Origin of the sequence: Priestia megaterium, from assembly GCF_023824195.1 — a bacterium.
GTDB lineage: Bacteria > Bacillota > Bacilli > Bacillales > Bacillaceae_H > Priestia > Priestia megaterium_D.
Genome location: NZ_CP085442.1, coordinates 2,965,310 through 2,985,738, shown reverse-complemented (window position 1 = coordinate 2,985,738; position 20,429 = coordinate 2,965,310). Strand labels below are relative to the sequence as shown.

Annotated in this window: 26 protein-coding genes; 21 read left to right on the top strand and 5 right to left on the bottom strand. The window is 37.4% G+C overall.

Features of this window, described 5'->3' with window-relative positions:
* Positions 1 to 12: 12 nt before the first annotated feature.
* From LIS78_RS15160 to LIS78_RS31415, 7 genes are all read left to right on the top strand, one after another.
* Positions 13 to 1,527: an FAD-dependent monooxygenase gene (locus LIS78_RS15160; RefSeq protein WP_252283934.1), complete on the top strand. Its 1,515-nt coding sequence runs from the start codon at positions 13 to 15 to the stop codon at positions 1,525 to 1,527.
* Between the two features lie 131 nt (positions 1,528 to 1,658).
* Complete coding sequence (locus LIS78_RS15155) at positions 1,659 to 2,351, top strand: response regulator transcription factor (RefSeq protein ID WP_252285348.1); 693 nt, start codon at positions 1,659 to 1,661, stop codon at positions 2,349 to 2,351.
* Positions 2,348 to 3,823: a sensor histidine kinase gene (locus LIS78_RS15150; protein WP_252283933.1), complete on the top strand. Its 1,476-nt coding sequence runs from the start codon at positions 2,348 to 2,350 to the stop codon at positions 3,821 to 3,823. The genes LIS78_RS15155 and LIS78_RS15150 overlap by 4 nt, the downstream gene beginning before the upstream one ends.
* Positions 3,824 to 3,843: 20 nt before the next feature.
* Entirely contained in the window at positions 3,844 to 4,911 is a 1,068-nt protein-coding gene (locus LIS78_RS15145) for a TolB family protein (protein ID WP_252283932.1), read from the top strand.
* 162 nt (positions 4,912 to 5,073) lie between these two features.
* Positions 5,074 to 5,835 (top strand): M15 family metallopeptidase, encoded by a 762-nt coding sequence (locus LIS78_RS15140; RefSeq protein WP_252283931.1) that lies wholly within the window; start codon positions 5,074 to 5,076, stop codon positions 5,833 to 5,835.
* A gap of 115 nt (positions 5,836 to 5,950) precedes the next feature.
* Positions 5,951 to 6,622 (top strand): DUF421 domain-containing protein, encoded by a 672-nt coding sequence (locus LIS78_RS15135; protein ID WP_195782849.1) that lies wholly within the window; start codon positions 5,951 to 5,953, stop codon positions 6,620 to 6,622.
* A gap of 139 nt (positions 6,623 to 6,761) precedes the next feature.
* Positions 6,762 to 6,884, top strand: a complete 123-nt coding sequence (locus LIS78_RS31415) for a hypothetical protein (RefSeq protein ID WP_268241097.1) — start codon at positions 6,762 to 6,764, stop codon at positions 6,882 to 6,884.
* A gap of 77 nt (positions 6,885 to 6,961) precedes the next feature.
* Here LIS78_RS31415 and LIS78_RS15130 read toward each other — a convergent pair whose 3' ends face one another.
* From LIS78_RS15130 to corA, 3 genes are all read right to left on the bottom strand, one after another.
* Positions 6,962 to 7,696, bottom strand: a complete 735-nt coding sequence (locus LIS78_RS15130) for a polysaccharide deacetylase family protein (RefSeq protein ID WP_195782850.1) — start codon at positions 7,694 to 7,696, stop codon at positions 6,962 to 6,964.
* A gap of 83 nt (positions 7,697 to 7,779) precedes the next feature.
* Positions 7,780 to 9,057, bottom strand: coding sequence for a polyamine aminopropyltransferase (locus LIS78_RS15125; RefSeq protein ID WP_252283929.1), 1,278 nt, complete (start codon positions 9,055 to 9,057; stop codon positions 7,780 to 7,782).
* A 379-nt stretch (positions 9,058 to 9,436) separates the two neighbouring features.
* Complete coding sequence (gene corA, locus LIS78_RS15120; RefSeq protein ID WP_209149996.1) at positions 9,437 to 10,399, bottom strand: magnesium/cobalt transporter CorA; 963 nt, start codon at positions 10,397 to 10,399, stop codon at positions 9,437 to 9,439.
* A gap of 130 nt (positions 10,400 to 10,529) precedes the next feature.
* Here corA and LIS78_RS15115 point away from each other — a divergent pair, with 130 nt between their 5' ends.
* From LIS78_RS15115 to LIS78_RS15050, 14 genes are all read left to right on the top strand, one after another.
* Positions 10,530 to 11,405, top strand: a complete 876-nt coding sequence (locus tag LIS78_RS15115) for an STAS domain-containing protein (RefSeq protein ID WP_425334712.1) — start codon at positions 10,530 to 10,532, stop codon at positions 11,403 to 11,405.
* A gap of 220 nt (positions 11,406 to 11,625) precedes the next feature.
* The gene (ssuD, locus tag LIS78_RS15110; RefSeq protein WP_252283928.1) at positions 11,626 to 12,696 is read left to right on the top strand and encodes an FMNH2-dependent alkanesulfonate monooxygenase; all 1,071 of its coding nucleotides are present in this window, start codon (positions 11,626 to 11,628) and stop codon (positions 12,694 to 12,696) included.
* Positions 12,697 to 12,817: 121 nt separating this feature from the next.
* Positions 12,818 to 13,591: an alpha/beta hydrolase gene (locus tag LIS78_RS15105; protein WP_252283927.1), complete on the top strand. Its 774-nt coding sequence runs from the start codon at positions 12,818 to 12,820 to the stop codon at positions 13,589 to 13,591.
* A gap of 79 nt (positions 13,592 to 13,670) precedes the next feature.
* Positions 13,671 to 13,871 carry a DUF6501 family protein gene (locus tag LIS78_RS15100; protein ID WP_013057578.1) on the top strand — a complete coding sequence of 67 codons (201 nt, stop codon included), beginning with the start codon at positions 13,671 to 13,673 and terminating at the stop codon, positions 13,869 to 13,871.
* Positions 13,872 to 14,149: 278 nt separating this feature from the next.
* On the top strand, positions 14,150 to 14,389 hold the full coding sequence (locus tag LIS78_RS15095; protein ID WP_195696678.1) for a YiaA/YiaB family inner membrane protein: 240 nt from the start codon (positions 14,150 to 14,152) through the stop codon (positions 14,387 to 14,389).
* A gap of 124 nt (positions 14,390 to 14,513) precedes the next feature.
* A complete protein-coding gene (locus tag LIS78_RS15090; RefSeq protein ID WP_252283926.1) occupies positions 14,514 to 15,035 on the top strand; it encodes a hypothetical protein in 522 nt (173 codons plus the stop codon).
* A 109-nt stretch (positions 15,036 to 15,144) separates the two neighbouring features.
* Positions 15,145 to 15,363, top strand: coding sequence for a spore germination protein (locus LIS78_RS15085; protein WP_013083687.1), 219 nt, complete (start codon positions 15,145 to 15,147; stop codon positions 15,361 to 15,363).
* Between the two features lie 397 nt (positions 15,364 to 15,760).
* Complete coding sequence (locus LIS78_RS15080; RefSeq protein ID WP_013057574.1) at positions 15,761 to 16,102, top strand: DUF1033 family protein; 342 nt, start codon at positions 15,761 to 15,763, stop codon at positions 16,100 to 16,102.
* Between the two features lie 114 nt (positions 16,103 to 16,216).
* Positions 16,217 to 16,747, top strand: a complete 531-nt coding sequence (gene sigY / locus LIS78_RS15075) for an RNA polymerase sigma factor SigY (protein ID WP_013057572.1) — start codon at positions 16,217 to 16,219, stop codon at positions 16,745 to 16,747.
* Positions 16,744 to 17,064 carry a YxlC family protein gene (locus LIS78_RS15070; RefSeq protein WP_195782856.1) on the top strand — a complete coding sequence of 107 codons (321 nt, stop codon included), beginning with the start codon at positions 16,744 to 16,746 and terminating at the stop codon, positions 17,062 to 17,064. Before sigY ends, LIS78_RS15070 begins: the two co-directional genes overlap by 4 nt.
* Positions 17,064 to 17,264, top strand: a complete 201-nt coding sequence (locus LIS78_RS15065) for a hypothetical protein (RefSeq protein ID WP_013057570.1) — start codon at positions 17,064 to 17,066, stop codon at positions 17,262 to 17,264. The genes LIS78_RS15070 and LIS78_RS15065 overlap by 1 nt, the downstream gene beginning before the upstream one ends.
* Complete coding sequence (locus LIS78_RS15060; protein WP_057235575.1) at positions 17,265 to 17,456, top strand: PLD nuclease N-terminal domain-containing protein; 192 nt, start codon at positions 17,265 to 17,267, stop codon at positions 17,454 to 17,456.
* 12 nt (positions 17,457 to 17,468) lie between these two features.
* Positions 17,469 to 18,359, top strand: coding sequence for an ABC transporter ATP-binding protein (locus tag LIS78_RS15055; RefSeq protein ID WP_195782857.1), 891 nt, complete (start codon positions 17,469 to 17,471; stop codon positions 18,357 to 18,359).
* A complete protein-coding gene (locus LIS78_RS15050; RefSeq protein ID WP_195782858.1) occupies positions 18,356 to 19,132 on the top strand; it encodes an ABC transporter permease in 777 nt (258 codons plus the stop codon). The genes LIS78_RS15055 and LIS78_RS15050 overlap by 4 nt, the downstream gene beginning before the upstream one ends.
* Positions 19,133 to 19,159: 27 nt before the next feature.
* On the opposite strand, the gene LIS78_RS15045 is transcribed toward LIS78_RS15050, so the two are convergent.
* Both LIS78_RS15045 and LIS78_RS15040 read right to left on the bottom strand, forming a co-directional pair.
* Positions 19,160 to 19,963 (bottom strand): lipid II flippase Amj family protein, encoded by an 804-nt coding sequence (locus LIS78_RS15045; protein WP_153254391.1) that lies wholly within the window; start codon positions 19,961 to 19,963, stop codon positions 19,160 to 19,162.
* A 108-nt stretch (positions 19,964 to 20,071) separates the two neighbouring features.
* Entirely contained in the window at positions 20,072 to 20,218 is a 147-nt protein-coding gene (locus tag LIS78_RS15040) for a YuzK family famiily protein (RefSeq protein WP_014459567.1), read from the bottom strand.
* Positions 20,219 to 20,429: the final 211 nt, after the last annotated feature.

The following is a 20,429-nucleotide window of genomic DNA, read 5'->3' as shown; positions in this document are numbered from 1 at the left end:
GGAGAGATGATGATGAATCCACAAATCCTAATCGTTGGTGCCGGCCCTACTGGCCTCGTTATGGCCTACAATTTAGCCAGACATAACATTCCTTTTCGAATTATTGATAGAAGCGACGGGCCTGGGCAAGCCTCCCGGGCAATGGCTATTTTACCGCGAACCCTTGAATTTTATCAGCAGTTCGGTTTTGCAGATGAAGTCATAGACCGCGGGATTAAGATGGAAGATGTATACGTCCGAGTAAAGAATAAAATAAAAGCAAAAGTTCATCTAGGATCTTTAGGAGAAGGATTAAGTCCTTTTCCTTTTGTTCTTACATTTCCACAGGACGACCACGAGCGGTTTCTACTTGAAAAATTAAAAAATCTTGGGATTGAAGTAGAATGGAAGACGGAGTTACTATCTCTAGCTGAACACGGAGAAGGGGTAAAAACTTTATTAAAAGCCCAGCAAGAGGAAACCGCTTATTTTAAGTATATTTGTGGATGTGACGGAGCACATAGTACAGTTCGGAAACAAATGAAGATAGAATTTAAAGGAGAAAAATATAAACAGCATTTTTATGTGATGGATGTTGAAGGCTCTGGTGAAATGATGAAGAATCAAAAAATCAGTATTTCATTTAGCAATGAAGAATTTTTGATTTGTATGCCTGTTAGAAGTAAAGGAACGTATCGAATGATCGGCGTTATTCCTTCAGCTTTTGGGGATCAAAACGATGTAAAAGCTGAAAACATTCACGCTTTTCTTCAACAAACATTTGGTGCTCAGGTTGAGGGTATAAATTGGTTCTCGACATATCATATCCATCACAGAGTAGCAAGTCGTTTCCGACAGGGGCGTATTTTTCTAAGTGGAGATGCAGCCCATATTCATAGTCCTGCAGGCGGACAAGGAATGAACACAGGAATTGGAGATGCAATCAACCTTTCATGGAAATTAGCAGCTGTCCTTCAACACAAAGCGGCACTTTCCATATTAGATACATACGAAGAAGAAAGGTTGCCTTTTGCAGAGCTGCTTGTAAATACAACTGATCACGCTTTTAAGCGAATGGTGGCACGAGATAAAACGAGTCAATTTTTTAGAAAGCATATCTTTCCGCCTGTACTATCCTTTTTATTTCGTTTCCCTTATCCCCGTCACAAAGCATTTACGATTTTATCTCAAATCCGCATTAAGTATCGAAATAGTGACCTAAACAGCGGGCAAGGGACAAGTGTGCAAAGTGGTGATCGGTTACCTTATGTGGAAGGGAATTTTGAATCTTTACAGTCATTAAACTGGCAAATACATGTCTATGGAACAGCAGCAGAGAAGCTAAAAAAGAGCATGCAAGAAAAAGACTTCTCCTTGCACGAGTTTTCTTGGAACTCTTACTTGAAGAAAGCAGGGCTTCAAAAAGATGCTCTGTACGTTATTAGACCGGACGGATACATTGGTTTTATTAGCAGCGAGCAGCGTATGGATCTGCTGCATCAATATTTGCATACGCATAACATTCTTCCTTTTACAAATGAATATTAGATCTAAAAAAACGCCACCTTATATGGTGTTTTTATTTTTGTTTACAATTTCGAAACAACTTGGAGATGTTTTTGGGAAAGCTGTTTGATAAGATAGACGAATAGAAATATCAAATGAAAGTACGTGATACATTGAATAAAAGGATTTTAGTAGTTGATGATGAAAAAAGTATTGCTACAGCGGTATCCTATGCTTTCAAGCGCGAAGGATATATTGTAGACACAGCATCTGACGGTGAGGAAGCACTTGAAAAAGTAAAAAGCTTTCAACCTGACGTGATGATATTAGATGTGATGATGCCGAAATTAACCGGCTATGAAGTATGCCGAAAACTTGAGAATCGAAGAGGAATGGGGATTATCTTGTTAACGGTTAAAAATGATATCGTTGATAAAGTTCTAGGCTTAGAGTTAGGCGCAGATGATTACATGACCAAGCCTTTTGATTTAAGAGAACTTGTAGCCAGAGCTAAAGCACTTGTTCGGCGAATGGAAAAGAATGCAGCGCCTGAGGCTGCAGGAGAAATCACTGTAGGAAAAGTGAAGGTAAACTTAATTCAGCGCACGTTACACGTTGCCAATGATTTAGTCAAGCTTACACCAAAAGAATTTGATCTTATTGCTTTATTACTTGTCAACTTAGAAAGAGTGTACACGAGAGAAGATTTATTAGATCTTGTCTGGGGAATGGATTATGCAGGCGGTACACGTACGGTAGACATTCACATGCAGCGCCTTCGAAAAAAAGTAGGAGACGCAGAACCTTATTTGCTACAAACAGTATATGGCGTTGGATATAAAGCGACAGCAGGGGTCAATGAATGAAAATAAGCCTCAAAGCTAAGATGGGACTCGTTCTTGCTTTTTTAATTATTTTAACAGTAACTGTCCTGAGCGTACTCGTATTAAAAGGAATTGAAACAAATCAGCGCGATCAGCTAGAAAGTGAACTTATTCAAAAAAGCAAAGCAGCCGAGCAAACAATTCGTCAAAGTTATTTAACGGGTGACCCCTCTTTGAACATAAATTCTTTTCTTCAGCAAAAAGGACAGCGCCTTGCATCTTCTATTGCATCACAAAGCGGAATGCAAACAGTTCTATATAATCAAAAAGGACAGGAAGCAGGAAGTTCTATTCCCATCGGCCAAAAAGATGTGGATGTTTCTGACACGCTTAGCTATGCTTTGAAAGGAAAAATAGCCTATCAAAACTCGGGTTCTTCTCTTATTTACTTTGCACCTGTGTCAATCGATAATCAATTTATTGGAGCCGTTCGTTTTGACCATTCATTAAAAAATAATCAGCAGTTTATAGCTGACATTAGACACCTATTTCGTGCTTGGGGAACGATTGCAGCAGCCTCAGCCTTTTTAATTGGCTATGCTTATTTTTACCGTATTGCTTCGATTATTGCTAGCCTTCAAAAAACTTCACAGCAGATTCGAAAAGGCCGTTATTTAACCGACCTGCCGTTCAAACGGGGCGATGAACTCGGGGAGCTCAGTCAAGGCTTGTTTTTTATGAGTACGTCGATTGAAAAAAATATCGATCAAATGAAGGAAGAAAAAAGAAAGCTTGAACTCGCTATTTCAAAGCTACAGTCTCTTGAACAGCAGCAAAAGCAGTTTATCGGAAACATCAGCCACGAATTTAAAACGCCTTTAACATCAATCAAAGCCTATGTTGACTTACTTGATATGTATCGAGATGATCCTCAGCTTATGGAAGACGGCGTGCAAAATATCCGTAAAGAAACGGATCGTCTTCATGAAATGGTAGATAAAATCTTAAAACTTTCAGCACTTGAGAAATATGATTTTGAGCAGCGACCGGAGTCAGTTAAATTGAAGGGACTTCTCGAAGACATATGCGACCGCATGAAAGGAAAAGCGGCTAAATTTGATTTAACCCTTCATACAAATATAAACGAATCGGTTGTTTGGGCTGATCGCGAAAGCTTAATACACATTTTTATCAATTTAATTGATAATGCTATTAAATATAATGAACCAGGCGGAAAAGTGGAAGTAACGTCTTACACTTTAGAGAATTCTATCATTGTGGATATAGCCAACACTGGAATAGGAATTCCAGCTGAAGCGGAAGAGAAATTATTCCAACCATTTTTTACTGTAAATAAAGACCGGTCGCGATTATCCGGAGGAACAGGCCTTGGCTTAGCATTAGCCAAAGATTTAACTGAAAAACAAAAAGGCGTTATCAAGTTGCATCATTCTGACCCTGCATGGACAATTTTCAAAGTGTCGTTTCCTTTGAAAAACAAAGAAATGAGTTAGTTAAAAGGAGTGAACCGTTATTGAAACGGTATAGATTAATGATATATATGGCAAGCGGTCTTTTTATTTTAACCTCGTGCGCCCAAGGACAAAGCCATAGGGAAACTGTTGAAAAACCCGACAAGAAAATCACTGTATTGGATCAAGTAGATCAAGATGGAAAAATAGAGGTGAAAAACGTTCAGGATATCAAAGGAGTCAGAGCGTTTCAATTTTTGAATGAACACAGCATTATCGTTAGTAAAGAAAATAAACAATTTCGCTCGCACGATTTCGGTTCCAAAGAGGTATATGCGCAGAATTTAGCTACTTATAATTTAAAAAATAAGTCCACTTTTGTTTTGCATCCAAGCGATGAAATTCAACATGCGGCGAAGCTTTCTCCGAATGGTGAGTATCTTTTTTATAAAGTTGCAAAAGGCGAAGATACATTTGGTTATATAATGAACGTTCAAACAAAAGAAACAGTTAAAATAAAGAATGCTCTTCTCTATCCATCGAGCGGAGAATGGCTTAATAATTCAGAAGTAATGTTTATTACAATGGAAGGAAAGCTTTCTAAAGCAAATGTAAAAGGAGAAGCAGAACCTCTGTTGCACAGAGGCGATCGAATTTTAGATGCAGTTAAAGGAATAGGCGGCATTTATTATATTGGTGTAAACAACCAGCTTTTTTTCCTTCATAATGAAAAGACGGATCCGGAAAAAATTCGAGATGATGTTGTCTCTATTATTCCGTCTCCAAATGGAAAACAATTAGCGCTCATTCAGCAAAAAGATGCTCAAACGAGAACACTGTCTATCACAGATTTAAAAGGATCAGAGGCCTTTCAGCTTGCTCTGTCCACTCAAATTTTTGGTGCAAGCTGGTCTCCCGACGGTTCGAAATTAGCTTATAACTTTATTTCTGAAAAAGAGGGAGATAAAGGGATATTCATAGCAGATGGATTAACAGGAGATGTTACACACTTAAACGTAAATTTAGACTATGCCACTGATCAGCTTGCTTGGAGTCAATCAGGAAATAAACTAGTTGCATCGAGCTTTACGCAAAATCAAGTTCATACTTATATTATCTTTTTGAAATAGACTGCTTAGGCAGTCTATTTCTATTTTTTTCACACGTTAAATTTTTTTAAGAGTGTTTACAAGTTTGAAACAACTGAATAACAGACAGAAACATTTATATTTTATCCTTTCTTTATAGGCTTTTGTAGCGCATCAAAAGTCGTTTGAAAGGAGTAAGACATCATGAGATACTTTTTATTTATTTGTTCTTTAGCTTTTACGCTGATGATAGCAGGGTGCGGAACAAGCAATTCTTCATCAAAGCCTGCCAGAGAATTCACAAAAAATGGACAGGCTCAAAAACTAGAAAGCTCATCAGCTTCTTCATCTTTAACGAAACCTAATGTAGACGAAACAGTGGTAATAGCCAATCCAGAATCGGTTACGGCTTTAGTTAATAAAAATCGTCAGCTTCCTGAATCCTATCAGCCTTCCGATTTAGTCTATGCCGACGTTCCGTTTATGTTCAACGAAAAAATAGAAAAACGAATGCTTAGAAAGCCTGCGGCACAAGCGCTTGAAGAACTTTTCCCAGATGCTGAAAAAGAGGGAATCAGTTTACTTGGTGTATCTGGTTATCGATCTCACGAGCGGCAAAAAGAGCTTTTTGCATTTTACGCAAAGCGAGACGGCGAAGAACAAGCACGCACCTATAGCGCCTACCCTGGAACAAGTGAACACGAAACGGGACTAGCAATCGATGTCACGGGAGGAAGTGGAATGTGTGCTGCAGCAGACTGCTTCGCTGATACATCAGAGGCTCATTGGCTTTCAAAAAATGCGTATCAATACGGATTCATTATTCGATACCCTGAAGGTGAAGAGCAGGTTACCGGCTATAAATACGAACCATGGCACCTTAGATATGTAGGGAAAAAAGCAGCCGCATCCATTTTTAATCAATATGCAACGTTAGAAACCTATGCAAGTAAGAAAAAAGCTTAATCAAAAGTTCTATAACTGGAGAACGAAGAAAAGAAAAATGAAAAGTCAGGTTTATCACTCTCACATATGATACAAACTGATACTATAACATGCTTGCTATAGAGGAAGGGTATCGATGTATAAAGATATTGCGATTGAACTGATATGTGGATTTTTAGCGCTATTTATTATGCTGAAGCTTTTAGGTAAGACGCAGTTTGCTCAAATCACTCCGTTTGACTTTATTACCACGCTTGTCCTGGGAAATATTGTGGGGGATGCAGCTCTTGAAAAAGGAGTAGAGTTAACTGAAATTCTTTATAGCGTTTTGATTTGGGGGCTTCTGATCTACGCAGTGACAAAGCTATCTCAAACCTTTACAGGATTTAGAGGGATTCTTGAAGGAAAGCCTTCAATGATTATTTATAAAGGGAAAATCCTTTACAAAGAGCTTAAGAAAAACAACTTGGACTTGAATCAGCTTCAGCATCTAATGAGACAGCAAGGGTATTTTTCACTGTATGAAGCAGAATACGTCATTTTAGAAACAAATGGAGAGGTGAGCGTCGCTCCTAAACATGAATTCGGCCCTCCGACGAAAAATGATTTAAACATCCCTTATTCTCAAACCAATTTACCTATTGCTTTAATCATGGATGGAAAAGTAGTGCCTGGTAATTTGAAAGAAGCAAACGTAGATGAAAGATGGTTAAAAAAACAGCTTGCAATCAAGAAAATTAAAAAATACAGCGAAGTTTTTTATGCTGAATGGCAGCAAGAGCGAGGACTAGAAATAACAAAATTCTAAAAGAGGCTGGGACAAAAGTAGTTTAGTTGAAGGAAGATCCGAACGATAAATCGAGATTCTTGATGGAGAATCCAACTCGTTCGGATTTTTTCATTTTGTTGGTGAACGTAGGTTTCCTGTATGTAGCTGCTTCTAGCTGGTGATTGGAGGGCAAGGCGAAGACTCCTGCGGGAAAAGCGGACTAGGTGAGACCCCGCGACGAGGAGTCTCACGGGCCGCCCACGGAAAGCGAAGTCTTGCACGGAAATCAACAGTGGTGTAACCATTGATCTATACTAGCTTCTTTATCCAATTTATTCGCCTTTAGATTCAATTGATTTCGTTATGTCTCAATCTCTTCTATCTTTCTTTTAATAGCTTAGCAAAATCTTCAATCGTTGTAGAATACGTGACGTACAGACGGGGAATAAGATAGTTTTCATTCTTTTGTCCGCTCTCAGTGAAAAATTTTGGAATCGTTGAAAGACCAAATGTATAATTCTTTTTTGTTTCTTCCACTACACGGCTATTGACCTTTCCATAAGGGTAAGCAAGAGCAATAACGGGCTGGCTCGTGATGGCTTCAATTTTTCGTTTTGAATCAGCTAGCTCATAGGATAAATTTTTCGTCTTAGTTAAATCCGGATGAGTAGCGGTATGAGACTGAATGGAAAAAAATCCTGAATCAACAAATTTTTTTAAATCCGCTGGCGACAAACGGTTAGGACGGCCGATAAAATCTGAAATCACAAAAATTGTAGCCGCTGGATGAAATTGAGGGCTGGCTGCTCTTTGAAAAATAGGCAAGATAGTAAGATTATTTTTATATCCATCGTCAAATGTAATAAATATAGGTTTTTTCACATGCTTTAGTTCCTGCCATTTTTCAAATGTTAGCGGCGTATATCCTTGCTTTTTAAGATAAAGAAGTTGTTTCTCAAAATTTTCAGGCGTCACATACAGTTCTTTTTCCCCGTGGCCTGTGTAGGCATCAATAGAATGGTAAATCAGGACAGGCACTTTCACTTGGCTAAAAGCGGGGGAAGGGAAAATAACAGTTAGCAATAAGATAACAAAAACCGAAATTTTTCTCATAACAATCCTTTCTGTTGCACAGTGGTGACGAGACTGTTTTAGTATGTCAAAAGAAAAGGAATGTATAAGCCAAGATTTCTTTTTTACAAATATAAGCCTTCTTTTTTAAATATTTTATGCAGAACCAAGTGCTCAGCAGAGTTCACAACTGCAAACTGTTTTTTAGAAAGAGAATGGGGAGAAAAACGCATTAACTTAGTAAAGTCTGATGGCAGCGTAGTAGATGAAACATCAGTAGAGAGTATAGGGGCAGCCAAAGGTGTTTTCGAGCCGATGTGAAACCCCCAATCTCCAAAAGAGGGAATAATGGTGTGGTAGCTCAACGTATAAAACTGAGAAGCTTTCATCGTCTTATTAATGCTCCAAAAAACGATAGGTGTGTCTCTAGGAGAATTTGACTGACATACGACCAAGCCGCTGCGCGATAGTGAACGTTGGAGAAGTGCGTAAAATTCTTTTGTATAAAGAGCACTTATTTTTTTGTTAGTAGGATCAGGAAAGTCAATAATGATGATATCATAACACGCTGAATTCAAAGAGAGGTAGTCAACAGCATCTTGAATATGAACGGTGACACGAGAATCTTCAAATGAGCGTTGATTTAACTTCTTTAATTCTTCTACATTCATCGCAGCATTTACAACGTCAGCATCTATTTCCACAAGGTCTATTTCTTTAACTTCTTTATATTTAAGGACTTCTCGTAAAGCTAAACCATCTCCACCGCCTAGAATAAGAATGCGGCGAGGACTTAAGGAAGCTGCAAAGATAGGGTGTACAAGAGCTTCATGGTACGCATGTTCATCCAATGAACTAAATTGCAGCTGTTCATCCAAATACATTCGAATATCAGATGCTTTAATCAGCTGAATATCTTGAATACGGTTTTTTTGATGAAACAAAATGTCATGCTGGCCTGATAAGATCTGCTGTAGACTAACGTGATCTGAGTCATCTCCATGATTGAGAAGACGAGTACTTTCAGCATGCTGACGATTTTTTGTTGGAGTTTCGGCGTGTTGAATTCCGCGAGAAATCGAATACACAACAGCTTTTTTTGAAGCTAATTGCTTCAGCAATGCATAACCAATTTCAATTATTTCTTTGTCTCCGCACGTATAAAAATCTAATGAAGCGTAGTTTTCCTCCGGCCACGTATGAATAGACAAGTGAGAGGTAGCTAATACGAGAATGCCTGTTATGCCTTGGGGCGTAAACTGGTGAAAATAACAGTGCAAAACTTCCATCTCTGCATCTAGTGCAGCTTCAATAAGAATTCTCCTTAAAAGTGAGGGGTCATTTAATATCACTTCATCGCATTCGAACGCATCCATTAGCAAGTGTTTGCCTTTAATATCCACTACTTCAGCCTCCTTTCTGAGCATTATTTTCACTATCTTATGAAACTTTTTAGAAAAAGGAAACGTAAGCACGTTATTTTATGGATATTTTCGGGAAATAACTAGTTATCTTCCCATAGAAAAGAAGCTGGGACAAACGTATTTTCGTTGAAGGAAGATCCGAACAATCAATCGAGATTCTTAATGAAGAATTCAACTCGTTCGGATTTTTTCATTCTGATGGTGAACGTAGATTTATTGTATGTAATAGCTGTTAATTGGAGGGCAAGGCGAAGACTCCTGCGGAAAGCGAAGTCTTGCGCGGAAATTGACAGCACTAGCTCACTTATCCAATTTGTTCGTCTTTAGATTGGATTGATTTCGTTATGTCTCAATCGTTCTACTCTTTATCAGCATTAAACCAGCCTTTTCGCTTGAACCATAGAATTAACCCCAGCGTTATCAGTCCCATGAAGCCAAGCACAAAGAAATAGCCATAGTGCCACTTTAGCTCAGGCATATTTTCAAAATTCATTCCGTATACGCCAACGATAAAGGTAAGGGGAATAAAGATAGATGAAATAACGGTCAGTGTCATCATGATTGAATTCATCCGGTTTGAATTAAGGGAAAGATAATTATCGCGCATATCAGACGTCATTTCCCGATTTGATTCAATCATATCGGCTAATTTTAATAAGTGGTCATAGACATCTTTAAAATACCTTTTTTGTTCAGGATGAACATCTAGGCGTTCAGAATTTATAACACGGTACAATAAATCGCGCATAGGCAAAATGGTTCTTCTGATTTTTAGCAAATCACTTCGAAGTTTGAATACATCTTCCATTAAAACAGAAATGGATTTTTTTGCATCTATGTTTTCTATATCATTCAGCTCATCTTCAATTTGATATACAGTGGGAAAATATTCATCTACCACTTTATCCATCACAGAATACGCAAGATAGCTTATCCCTTTTTCATGAATCGAAGGCGTATGAAGCAGTTTTTCCCATACTTTATCAATTGCAGCTGACTGGTGAAAATGAAAAGTAACCATATAATTTTCGCCGATAAAAAGGTCAACTTCTTCAGCTTCTAACGTTTGACGATTTAACGAATGAAGGACAAAAAAACTGTATCCTTCATAATAATCGAGTTTTGGACGCTGCAGAAAATGAAAGCAATCTTCAATCGCTAACGGATGAAAGTGAAAGGATGATTGAAGCAGCAGCGCTTCTTCTTCAGAAGGACAGTTAAAGTCAATCCAATAGTACTGAATAGAGGGATCGTGAATCTGATCTAATTGTATATTTTTCACAAGTTTGTGATCGTTCGTAAGAGCTAACGTTCGTATCATTTGAAAACTCCTTTGTGTTTTTATAGCTATTTTCAATGTAGCATAAAATCATAAACTACACGTATTTTAAAAAATAATTTTCTTTCTTCTCTTTTTATAAAACTAGTAAGGGTGAAAAAGTTGAATTATAATGATAGTAGTAGCTCGTATGGAAAGGGGAATCGTTTTGGATAAAAATGAAGCACTTCGAATGTTTTTTTTAAAACATGCAGATCAACTGACGGAAGAATGGTATGAAAGCATTGAAGACAATGACCCAGAATCGGTTTATGCATCTACTCATCCGGAAGTCATTTCAGTATTAAAAGATCAAAATAATGAATTTCATTTATACATAGCCGATGTATTTATAAAAAGTGAAAAAGAATTTTTTGATTCATTTGAAACGTGGATTTTAAAGATTGCGGAAGACGGAGAGCATGTAAGAACGCCTATTCATTATATTATTCGAGAATTTTTCCGAGTTAGAAAACAGTATTTAACGTATTTAAATCAATTTGTAGAAGAGTACGAGAAAGATATTACGCAAGAAGAACTAGACGAATGGAACGAATTGATTGTACGCGTGTTTGATATCACCGTTTATAAATTTGTAGAAGAGCACCATCAGCATTCAAAGCGGTTGCTTGAAGCACACAAAGAGCTGATTAATGAGCTGAGCTCGCCAGTTATTCCATTAAGCGATCATATTGCGATTCTTCCGCTTGTTGGGGATATCGACACAGCAAGAGCGCGCCGAATTTTAGAAAATACGTTAACTCGCTGCGCTGAACAGCAAGTGAATCACCTTTATATTGATATTTCAGGAGTGGTTATTGTTGATACGATGGTTGCTCATCAGATTTTCCAGCTGATTGATGCATTAAAATTAATAGGCGTAGAATCAACTATCTCTGGGGTACGTCCTGAAATCGCGATTACCGCTTCTCATTTAGGTTTATCGTTTGAAAATATATCAACAAAATCAACCCTTGCTAATGCGATGGCTTCACGTATGAGGAAATAAAGCAAACAAGAATTACTTTTAATTCTTGTTTTTTTTATCTTAATTCATACTTGACATATAGGTTAAAGAGGTATTATGATTTTACTAATTTAATAAATAAAAAGAGTAGTATTACATACGCTAATATAAAAATGCATCTCTGTAATTAGCGGACAAGAATTGAACAAATAATATGAAAACGCTTTATATAGAATACGAGAATATTTAGGAGGAAATAAAAATGAACATCTTATGGTTTTTCCCTACAGCAGGCGACGGACATTATCTAGGCACAACCGAAGGAAGCAGAACAAGTGACATTCACTACTTAAAGCAAATCGCACATGGGCTGGATTATCTAGGATATGACGGTGCTTTGTTGCCTACTGGTTCAAATTGTGAAGATTCATGGGTGATTGCATCGGCACTTGCTTCCGTTACGAATCGACTGAAGTTTTTAATTGCACTTCGCCCGGGTGTAATGTCTCCAACACTTTCAGCACGGATGGCTTCGACATTCGATCAAATGTCAAACGGCCGACTTATGTTAAATATTGTGACGGGAGGAGATCCCGTGGAGCAAGCAACGTACGGTAACTATTTAACCCACGATAAACGCTACGAGTTAACAGATGAATTTTTAACGATTTGGCGAGATGTAATGGAAGGAAAAAAAGTAGATTATAAAGGAGAACATGTTGATGTAACAGGCGCGTACATTCCATCTCCTCCTGTTCAAAAACCGTATCCTCCGCTGTACTTTGGCGGATCTTCTCCAGCAGGAAAAGAAGTAGGAGCAAAGCATGCAGATGTATATTTGTTATGGGGAGAGCCGCCCGCAGTGATTAAAGCAAAAATTGATGAGATGAAAGAAAAAGCTTCAAACGAAGGTAGGGACATTCGCTTTGGTATTCGCCTGCACGTTATTGTTAGAGAATCGGAAGACGAAGCGTGGGAATCTGCGGATAAATTAATTAAACATGTTAATGATGATACGATCAAAGCGTTTCAAGATAAGTTTGCGTCATTTGACTCTACTGCCCAAAAAACACAGTCAAGTTTGCACAGCGGCACAAAAGATCGAGGTGCACTAGAGATTGCTCCGAATCTATGGGCTGGAATTGGCTTAGCACGAGAAGGAGCTGGAAACGCTCTTGTTGGAAGTCCTGAAATTGTAGCGGAGCGTTTAAAAGAGTACAAAGAGCTAGGAATTGATACGTTTATTTTATCAGGCTACCCGCATCTAGAAGAAGCATATACGTTTGCTGAGCTAGTATTTCCACATATTCAAAAAGAACGAAGCAAGAGATAATTCTTGCTTCGTTCTTTTTGAATCATAAAAAAATAAATAACCCAGTTGACTTATAGGAATTATAGGTGTATTATAAAGATAGTTCACGTAGTCAGAAAATTTGTGGTAAAGGGTGAAGAAAATGGAACGTTATGACGTAATTCAAGGCGCAGAATCTTTTTATTATAAAGGCAGCGACATTGGTATACTTGTTTCTCATGGATTTATGGGGACTCCTCAAAGTATGGAATATATCGGAAAAGAATTAGCTAAAAAAGGTTTTACTGTGTACGGTTTGCGACTAACGGGACATGGTACTCACTACTATGATATTGAACAAACAACGTACGAGGAATGGAAGCAAGACTTTTTAAATGGGTATCAGCGTTTGAAGCAAGAATGCCGTCATGTATTTATCTTGGGTCAGTCCATGGGGGGCACTCTCACCTTTCATACAGCAAGCCAAGGATTAGACCTTGACGGAGTTATTGCAATCAATCCGGCTATGACATCCATTCCATCAATGGAGCCTTATCGCTCTCGTCATACGCCTCGTTATTTAAAAGAAGATCATCCTGATATTAAAGATTCAAACGTACATGAAATTACGTACGACAAAGTACCAGTGCGCTCCATGCGTGAGCTGCTTTCTTTAATGGATGAAACGAAAGAACGCTTATCTTATGTAACATGCCCGGCTTTAGTACTGACATCAACCGTTGATAACGTAGTACCACCTGAGAATTCAGCTTATATCTTAAAACATATTCAATCAGCAGAAAAAAGACAGCATATGCTTCGAAACTCTTACCATGTTGCGTCGATGGATTTTGATAAAGACACAATTGTTGCACAAACGGCGCAGTTTGTACAAGCAACAGTTGCCAAAAAAAAAGTGCATGAGCGAATTTTTTAATTTTTAAATTCGCTCCGTTTCTTTTTTACTTCAAGTAAGATAAAATGAATCTTGAATGAAAACAAAGGAGTGTACATACATGATTCATTTAGAATGGAACGATCGTCCAACAATTAAACAAGTAAAATGCATACATACAGATGCGAAAAAATTCGTGGTTGAAAATGTATTAACAGCAGGAAAAACATATGATGTGAAAAACGAAACAGAAGAGTTTTATTTTGTTGTTGATAACACTGGCCAAGTCGGCGGCTTTTATAAAGAATACTTTGAAGGCTAAACAAAAAATCATCGTCTCGGCGATGATTTTTTTATTGCAATAATTAACTGGAGCTTTTCTTAATGAAAACGAATGAACATACTTTTAGATAGAAATTCTATATATCCAATCATTTCGAAAAAAAGCTTTATGATAAAAATAGGATGTAAGACCTAAACCCTTCCGTTTCTTGTTCTGATTAAAAGGGTAACTGACTATAAATACCCATGACCACAATTATTTTACAATGTAAAATGAAAGCGACGCTTAACAGAAAAAGGAAAAGAGGAGGTCATACGATGAAAAAGCGTAATACAGCAGCTTTTACATTTTTAGCATGGACAGCTTTTATTACAGCACTATTAGCTATGTTTATAGGAATTTATACCTTAGATGCATCATTACCGGTAAAAGGTTATTATGCCGTTGGAACATTATACTTAACGATGTCTGCTTTTGTGCTCCAAAAAACCATTCGTGATAACGAAGAAGATACGGCGCACGATCGCAAATATGACAAAGCAGAAGAAGAATTGTAGAGCTAAAAAAGAGCATTTTTCTAGCTCCTTGAAAAACATCCCCATTGTTGGGAGATGTTTTTTATATAAAAAAACAGGGAACTTGTCACCCCATGTCGTATTAATAAAGAAGGAGGCGATTGAATTGACACAACTAATGATTAATAACGTAAATTTTCACGTTGATATGTTTGAAGAAAAAATGATTACTGATGCGAATACAGGTGAAGAGTTGAAAAGGCTAAACTTTTCTTTTTCGGTTGTAGGCAAAGCAGCTTATGATAAATATGATGCATTTTTTGAGGACCCGTACTTTGAAGTAACAAATATGGAGACAAAAGAAACGCTAACACTCAAAAACATTTCGCATAGCACATTTTATCAGTCACCTGAAATTACAGATCATACAAATATTGTTTTTAGAGTGAAGCTGCAGGAAGAACCTGTTAAAGCAAAAGAACAAGTGAAAAATGAACAGCCAACAGAGAGCACGGTAAACGAAATGCTTTTATCTAGAATAAAATTTAAGGCTCTTGTCGAATTACTTGAAGAAAAAGGACTCCTAACAGAGAATGAATTGTATACAAAAGTTGAAGAAGTAGCAGAACGAGATTATGATATTTTAAGAGATGAATTAAGTCATTCTAAAAAAGAGGTAAACGCGTAAAAATCCCCCATTCTGTAGGGGGATTTTTTAGTTATATCCATTAATTTATAACCCTTTTGATAAAACATTCATATATTACATCACGATGAAAATAAAAAGGGTGAGGATAATGCCAATTGTTATTAATCATGTAGTGATTCCAAACGTTACAGGAGGAGTCGTTACGTTTGGCGACACGTACTATGTTTCTCCAAAAAGTAACAGTAAAACTGCACAAGGTTCAGGATCTTCAAATACAGGAATTTGTGTAAATACAAATTCAGGACTTTCTAATACAAATACGCTCGATCCGGATGGTTCTGACCAAAACGGCTTCGGAAACGGCTAAGAAAAGAGATGTTTTACTCTTCTTTCTACACGCCTTTTCAGTATTCGTTTTATCCGTATTTTATGCCTTCATTTGCACGTCCAATTGGATTTGTCGTGTCACCTGATGGAGCTATGGACAACTGGTGAGGGAAAAAACCATATTGGTGGGGGAAAATTACGCCTTCAGCGGGCGTTTTTCCTCCCGTTACCCAGTACTATACGGGTAATTTAGTTCCTTATAGTTTAAGGGGCTATTATTAATATAAAAAAGAAGTTCAGATTAAGCTATCTTGTTAGCGTCTATTTCCTGAAAATAGGCGTTTTTTTCCGTTTTACTTGATTCAAAGTTATTTTTGCTGAATAATAAGGAAAAGAGAATTTTTAGAAGTAAGCTGTAAGTAAGGAGATGTTCAATCATGACAGATAAATGGAGAGTTCATAAAATAAAAAGTGATTGTGAACCTTGGCTGTTTTTAGAAGGCTGGGAAAAAGATATTATTGAAACCATTGAATTTGAAAAAAAAGAAGAAGCGCTTCGCTACTATGCGATGATGATTTATGAATTTCATCAAAAATACGCAAGCGTGCGAAGCGATGAACTAGCGCTCTTTAGCTTTTGGAACGAAGGCGAAAAAGAATTTTGTGAGGCCTGTGATGATGATCTTCAAATCTTCCACGGTGTTTTATTCGCTAAAAACGACGAAGTCTATTCATTAGAAGAAGATGAAGAAGGATTAAAAATGCTTCGTACTAAATAAAAACGTCCTGCGGGGCGTTTTTTTATGTATAAAAAATTTTTTATATAAAAAATGAACGATTTCAATCGCTAAAGCGTCATATAGGTGATGAAACGAAAAGGAGGGATGACCGCTTTGGAACAAGATGATTTCATCCTTGTCCAAAAAGCATTACAAGGTGATGATGATGCCTTTTCATTATTATTTCAGCGCTATCATTCATTTTTATATAAATACCTTTTAAAGCTGACATTAGATGAGGACTTATGCAGTGAATTGTGTCAGGAAGCAATGATGAAATGTTACGTGAATCTTTCTTCATACAAAAATGAAGCAAAGTTTTCGACTTGGATGATATCCATTGCTTCAAGACTGTACATGGATTATTTGCGTAAGCAAAAACGTGAAAAAAGCAGCCTTCAGCGAATAAAGCAGTCTTTATCGCACCAGCTTCAGTGGAAAGCTAAATACAAAGGAGTGGAATGGAGCGAGATGTTTTCCGATTTTAATGAACTCGATTCGCGCTTTCGAATTCCTGTCTTGCTTCGACATTATTATGGATATACGTATGATGAGATTGCCCATATGCTGAATATGCGAGCAGGAACGGTTAAATCAAGAGTAAATAAAGGAGTAAACATACTGAGAAAGGAGTGGAAAGAATGAGAGAAGAAAATGACAATCAGTCCTTACATTCTTTAAAAAAAGATTGGGAGCAGCTAGAGAGTTTAGCAAGTCATGAACGTATTTCTCTTCATGTAATTCAAGAACAACTTCTCATTCAAAAACAAAAGCAGAAAAAAGCTTTCCGGAAAGAGTTATGCTTATTTACATTAACAGCAATTGTTATTTTAACGGTAATGGCAACTGCTATTTTACAAATACCTACCTTATTTATCGCCATTGAAGTAATTGGGATCATTGTTGCTCCTATTTCCTTTATCGTTTTTCACTATAAACGAAAAAAGGAGATGTTTTTATAATGAATGAAAAATGGATTCTTGTGCTATTTATTTCACCATTTCTCCTTCTTCAAAGCTTTCTACTTTTTATCAATGCAAAAAAACGTGGCGCTCATCCATGGTTTTGGGGAATATGGGGACTGATTCAAATTCCAATGCCAACGCTGTTTTATTGGTTTTTTATTATTTGGCTTCCAGCACGAAGAAAAAGGGGGATGTAAATGAAGGACATTAACTGGTTGTTAATTGCTCCAATTCTATTATTACAATTGCTTTTAATGATTCCAGCATTGATAAGCTGCATAAAGCAAGAAGAGACAAACGGACCAAAATGGTTATGGGGACTCATCATTTTATGTGTAAGTACAGTTGGCCCCGTTTTATATTTTGTTTTAGGACGTAAAAAACAGTGAGGTGGAACGAAGATGTTTATGCAAGTAGAAAGACTGACAAAAACGTATCGTAATATAACCGTTGTGAATAACCTTTCATTTAATCTCGATAAAGGAAAATGTGCAGCATTGTTAGGCCCTAATGGTGCAGGTAAGACGACTACTCTGCATATGATCGCAGGTCTTACTGCACCTAATAAAGGAAAAATTTCTTTTGAAGATAAACAACATCAAGACGTACGATCATTTATTGGCTTTCTGCCACAGCATCCTACGTTTTTTAATTGGATGACGCCTCAGCAGTATTTAACTTTTTTAGGTCTTTTATCTAACATTTCAAAAAATGTGCTTTCTCAACGAATAGATGAAGTACTTGAAACTGTAGGTTTAAAAGGAAAGGAAAAGCAGAAAATTGCTGGCTTTTCTGGAGGAATGAAACAACGTTTGGGCTTGGCGCAAGCCTTGTTACATAAACCTGAACTGCTAATTCTAGATGAACCGGTTTCGGCTTTGGATCCTGAAGGCAGAAAAGATGTCCTAATGATTATCGAAACATTAAAAAAAGATACGACCATCCTTTTTTCAACTCACATTTTGCATGATGCAGAACAAATATGCGATAACATTATCATGATTAAAAACGGACGTATGAAATGGAATGGAACAAAGAGTTCGCTGCGCCAAGAGTTTACGTCTCCTGCTTTTACGATTGAAACAGAAGAAAGGCTCCCTCCATCTCTTAGCAGTCTGCCAAGTGAACAGGTGCTGTTTCATTCTCCTTATAAAGCCACTGTAGGTGTAAAAGATACATCTCAGCAGCAGCAACTGCTTCAACTGCTTGTTGATCAACAAGCAAACCTTGTTTTATTTGAACGAAAAAAGCATTCTCTCGAAGATGTGTATCTAGAGGTGATGAACAAATGAACACATTTGGAGTCTTATTTAAGAAGGAACTGCATGAATTATTTGCGAACGGCAAAGGAATTTGGCTGCCAATCTCTCTAATTTTACTAGGCATCACACAGCCTTTAACGAATTATTATATGCCACAAATCATTGACATGGCAGGGAATTTACCGAAAGGAGCAATTATTCAACTTCCTACGCCCACCGGTCAAGAAGTAATGCAAGGTGTCCTTTCACAATATAGCACAATAGGAACCTTACTGATTGTACTAGCAAGCATGAATATGATTTCAAATGAACGACAAAATCATGCTGCTGTACTTGTTATGATGAGACCGGTGAGCGTCATTCAATACATTATGAGTAAATGGGCCGCGCAAATCGTACTGGTTATTGGCTCAATGTTTATAAGCTATGTAGCAGCGTGGTATTATACAAATCTTTTATTTTCACATGTGGATTGGACTCATATGCTAGTTAGCTTTCTTTTATACAGCCTGTGGCTGATTTTTATCTTGTCCGTTTTAGTGGCAGCAGGAACATTTCTTTTACAAAGCGGAGGGATTGCTGGAGTAAGCATTTTGATTATTGCGTTACTTTCATTTTTGAGTACTTTGTTTACGAATCAATTAAAGTGGAGTCCTGCAGCGCTGTCACAATACGCCGCTCGTCTGCTTGAACAATTGCACTGGTCACAAAGTGTCACCTATACCGTAGTTGTTACGTTAATGAGCAGTTTTTTTCTTTTAATCGCTGCTGTTCATAGATACAAAAAAGTGGAATATGTATAAAAAGACTTCTTTAACGAAGTCTTTTTTCTAAGGGATTAATTTGCAAATCCATGCAATATAAAGAGCAGCGGGGACTAAGAGAATCTGGGCACATACTGTCCCGCACAAACGAGAGATGACGAGTGTACCAACCATTTTGTTCATAGATTGCTTAGTGGATTCACCTTTCATTACCTTTTCAGTTAAAATGGCTACTTGCGGATCTACAAATACAGCAAGGGTAATCATCGCTAGTCCGTTAATAAGACCAGAAGACATCAGAATTGATTTAGAAAGAGTAGGCTCGAGCGTAGAAGCATAAAGAGTGGAAAGAACACCTACTGTATAAATGGTCGTAGCCATTAAATTCAAAAGAAGCAACCGCTTGGGCACTCCTCCTATTCGCAGCTGAGACAGCATAATCCACCTAGGACGCTTCACGTGTTTTTTTGCTTTTTCCAGCGTATGTATGGAAGCAATGTTTTTCATCATTTTTGGTACAGATCCCGCTACTTCTAAGTGTGAAATCATTCGGGAGAAGATTGATACAAAGCTAGGAATTAAAAGAGCTCCTGCGATTGTCCCAATAGAAGCCGCGAGCAAGATAGTTTGAAGCTGATGAAGTAGAACGGGTAAATCTTCTTTAGACTGGACCGCATCTCCTAATTTGCCGGTCAGCGGAGCTTGCACCATGTTAGCTGTTCTTGAAACAATGACAATAATATTAAAAAGAGATAGGGCCACGACTAGCTTCCGAGTTTTCAAGCCCGCAAGTCTCACAGAGTAGGCTAGTGTTTCAATCATGTGAATAATTCCTACAAACACACAAATAATAAGTAATTTTTCCATCATAATAAGCAAGTTCCTTTCTTTGATACACGCACTTCCTTATTATGTATAAATTTGGTTCATTTGTAAATAAAAAGCCGCTTGCTACCAAGAGTAGCAAGCGGCTTTTTATTATCGATGCTGGTTAATATCACGCAGTATATCTTTGCTAGCCTGATAATCTTTTTCTCGTTCTTTTTCCACCTGTAGACGTTTGTCTAGTTTACGGCTATATTCAGCATACCCCACGCCGTGAGAAAGCTGCATGGCCTTTTCCATTTCTGACGTGTACGTTAGGTGAAGTGCGATAATGAATCAATCCTTTCAGCATTTTTCACTTGTGGCACATGTGTTGCTGCTCAAGTGTTTGGATGTTTATAATTCTTGAAGTCTTTCTAGAAATCGTTTTCCCTGTCGCTCTGGATCTAAACATCAAATGATTAAAATTTCATAACATTCCAGGTAAAAGCCTTTTTTTCTTGCGTAGTAT

Coding starts and splice junctions, on each gene's coding strand:
- LIS78_RS15160 (WP_252283934.1), top strand. CDS start 13: ATGAATCCACAAATCCTAATCGTTGGTGCCGGCCCTACTGGCCTCGTT.
- LIS78_RS15150 (WP_252283933.1), top strand. CDS start 2,348: ATGAAAATAAGCCTCAAAGCTAAGATGGGACTCGTTCTTGCTTTTTTA.
- LIS78_RS15140 (WP_252283931.1), top strand. CDS start 5,074: ATGAGATACTTTTTATTTATTTGTTCTTTAGCTTTTACGCTGATGATA.
- LIS78_RS15135 (WP_195782849.1), top strand. CDS start 5,951: ATGTATAAAGATATTGCGATTGAACTGATATGTGGATTTTTAGCGCTA.
- LIS78_RS15130 (WP_195782850.1), bottom strand. CDS start 7,696: ATGAGAAAAATTTCGGTTTTTGTTATCTTATTGCTAACTGTTATTTTC.
- corA (WP_209149996.1), bottom strand. CDS start 10,399: ATGATACGAACGTTAGCTCTTACGAACGATCACAAACTTGTGAAAAAT.
- LIS78_RS15115 (WP_425334712.1), top strand. CDS start 10,530: ATGATAGTAGTAGCTCGTATGGAAAGGGGAATCGTTTTGGATAAAAAT.
- ssuD (WP_252283928.1), top strand. CDS start 11,626: ATGAACATCTTATGGTTTTTCCCTACAGCAGGCGACGGACATTATCTA.
- LIS78_RS15105 (WP_252283927.1), top strand. CDS start 12,818: ATGGAACGTTATGACGTAATTCAAGGCGCAGAATCTTTTTATTATAAA.
- LIS78_RS15100 (WP_013057578.1), top strand. CDS start 13,671: ATGATTCATTTAGAATGGAACGATCGTCCAACAATTAAACAAGTAAAA.
- LIS78_RS15095 (WP_195696678.1), top strand. CDS start 14,150: ATGAAAAAGCGTAATACAGCAGCTTTTACATTTTTAGCATGGACAGCT.
- LIS78_RS15085 (WP_013083687.1), top strand. CDS start 15,145: ATGCCAATTGTTATTAATCATGTAGTGATTCCAAACGTTACAGGAGGA.
- LIS78_RS15080 (WP_013057574.1), top strand. CDS start 15,761: ATGACAGATAAATGGAGAGTTCATAAAATAAAAAGTGATTGTGAACCT.
- LIS78_RS15070 (WP_195782856.1), top strand. CDS start 16,744: ATGAGAGAAGAAAATGACAATCAGTCCTTACATTCTTTAAAAAAAGAT.
- LIS78_RS15065 (WP_013057570.1), top strand. CDS start 17,064: ATGAATGAAAAATGGATTCTTGTGCTATTTATTTCACCATTTCTCCTT.
- LIS78_RS15060 (WP_057235575.1), top strand. CDS start 17,265: ATGAAGGACATTAACTGGTTGTTAATTGCTCCAATTCTATTATTACAA.
- LIS78_RS15055 (WP_195782857.1), top strand. CDS start 17,469: ATGTTTATGCAAGTAGAAAGACTGACAAAAACGTATCGTAATATAACC.
- LIS78_RS15050 (WP_195782858.1), top strand. CDS start 18,356: ATGAACACATTTGGAGTCTTATTTAAGAAGGAACTGCATGAATTATTT.
- LIS78_RS15045 (WP_153254391.1), bottom strand. CDS start 19,963: ATGATGGAAAAATTACTTATTATTTGTGTGTTTGTAGGAATTATTCAC.
- LIS78_RS15040 (WP_014459567.1), bottom strand. CDS start 20,218: ATGGAAAAGGCCATGCAGCTTTCTCACGGCGTGGGGTATGCTGAATAT.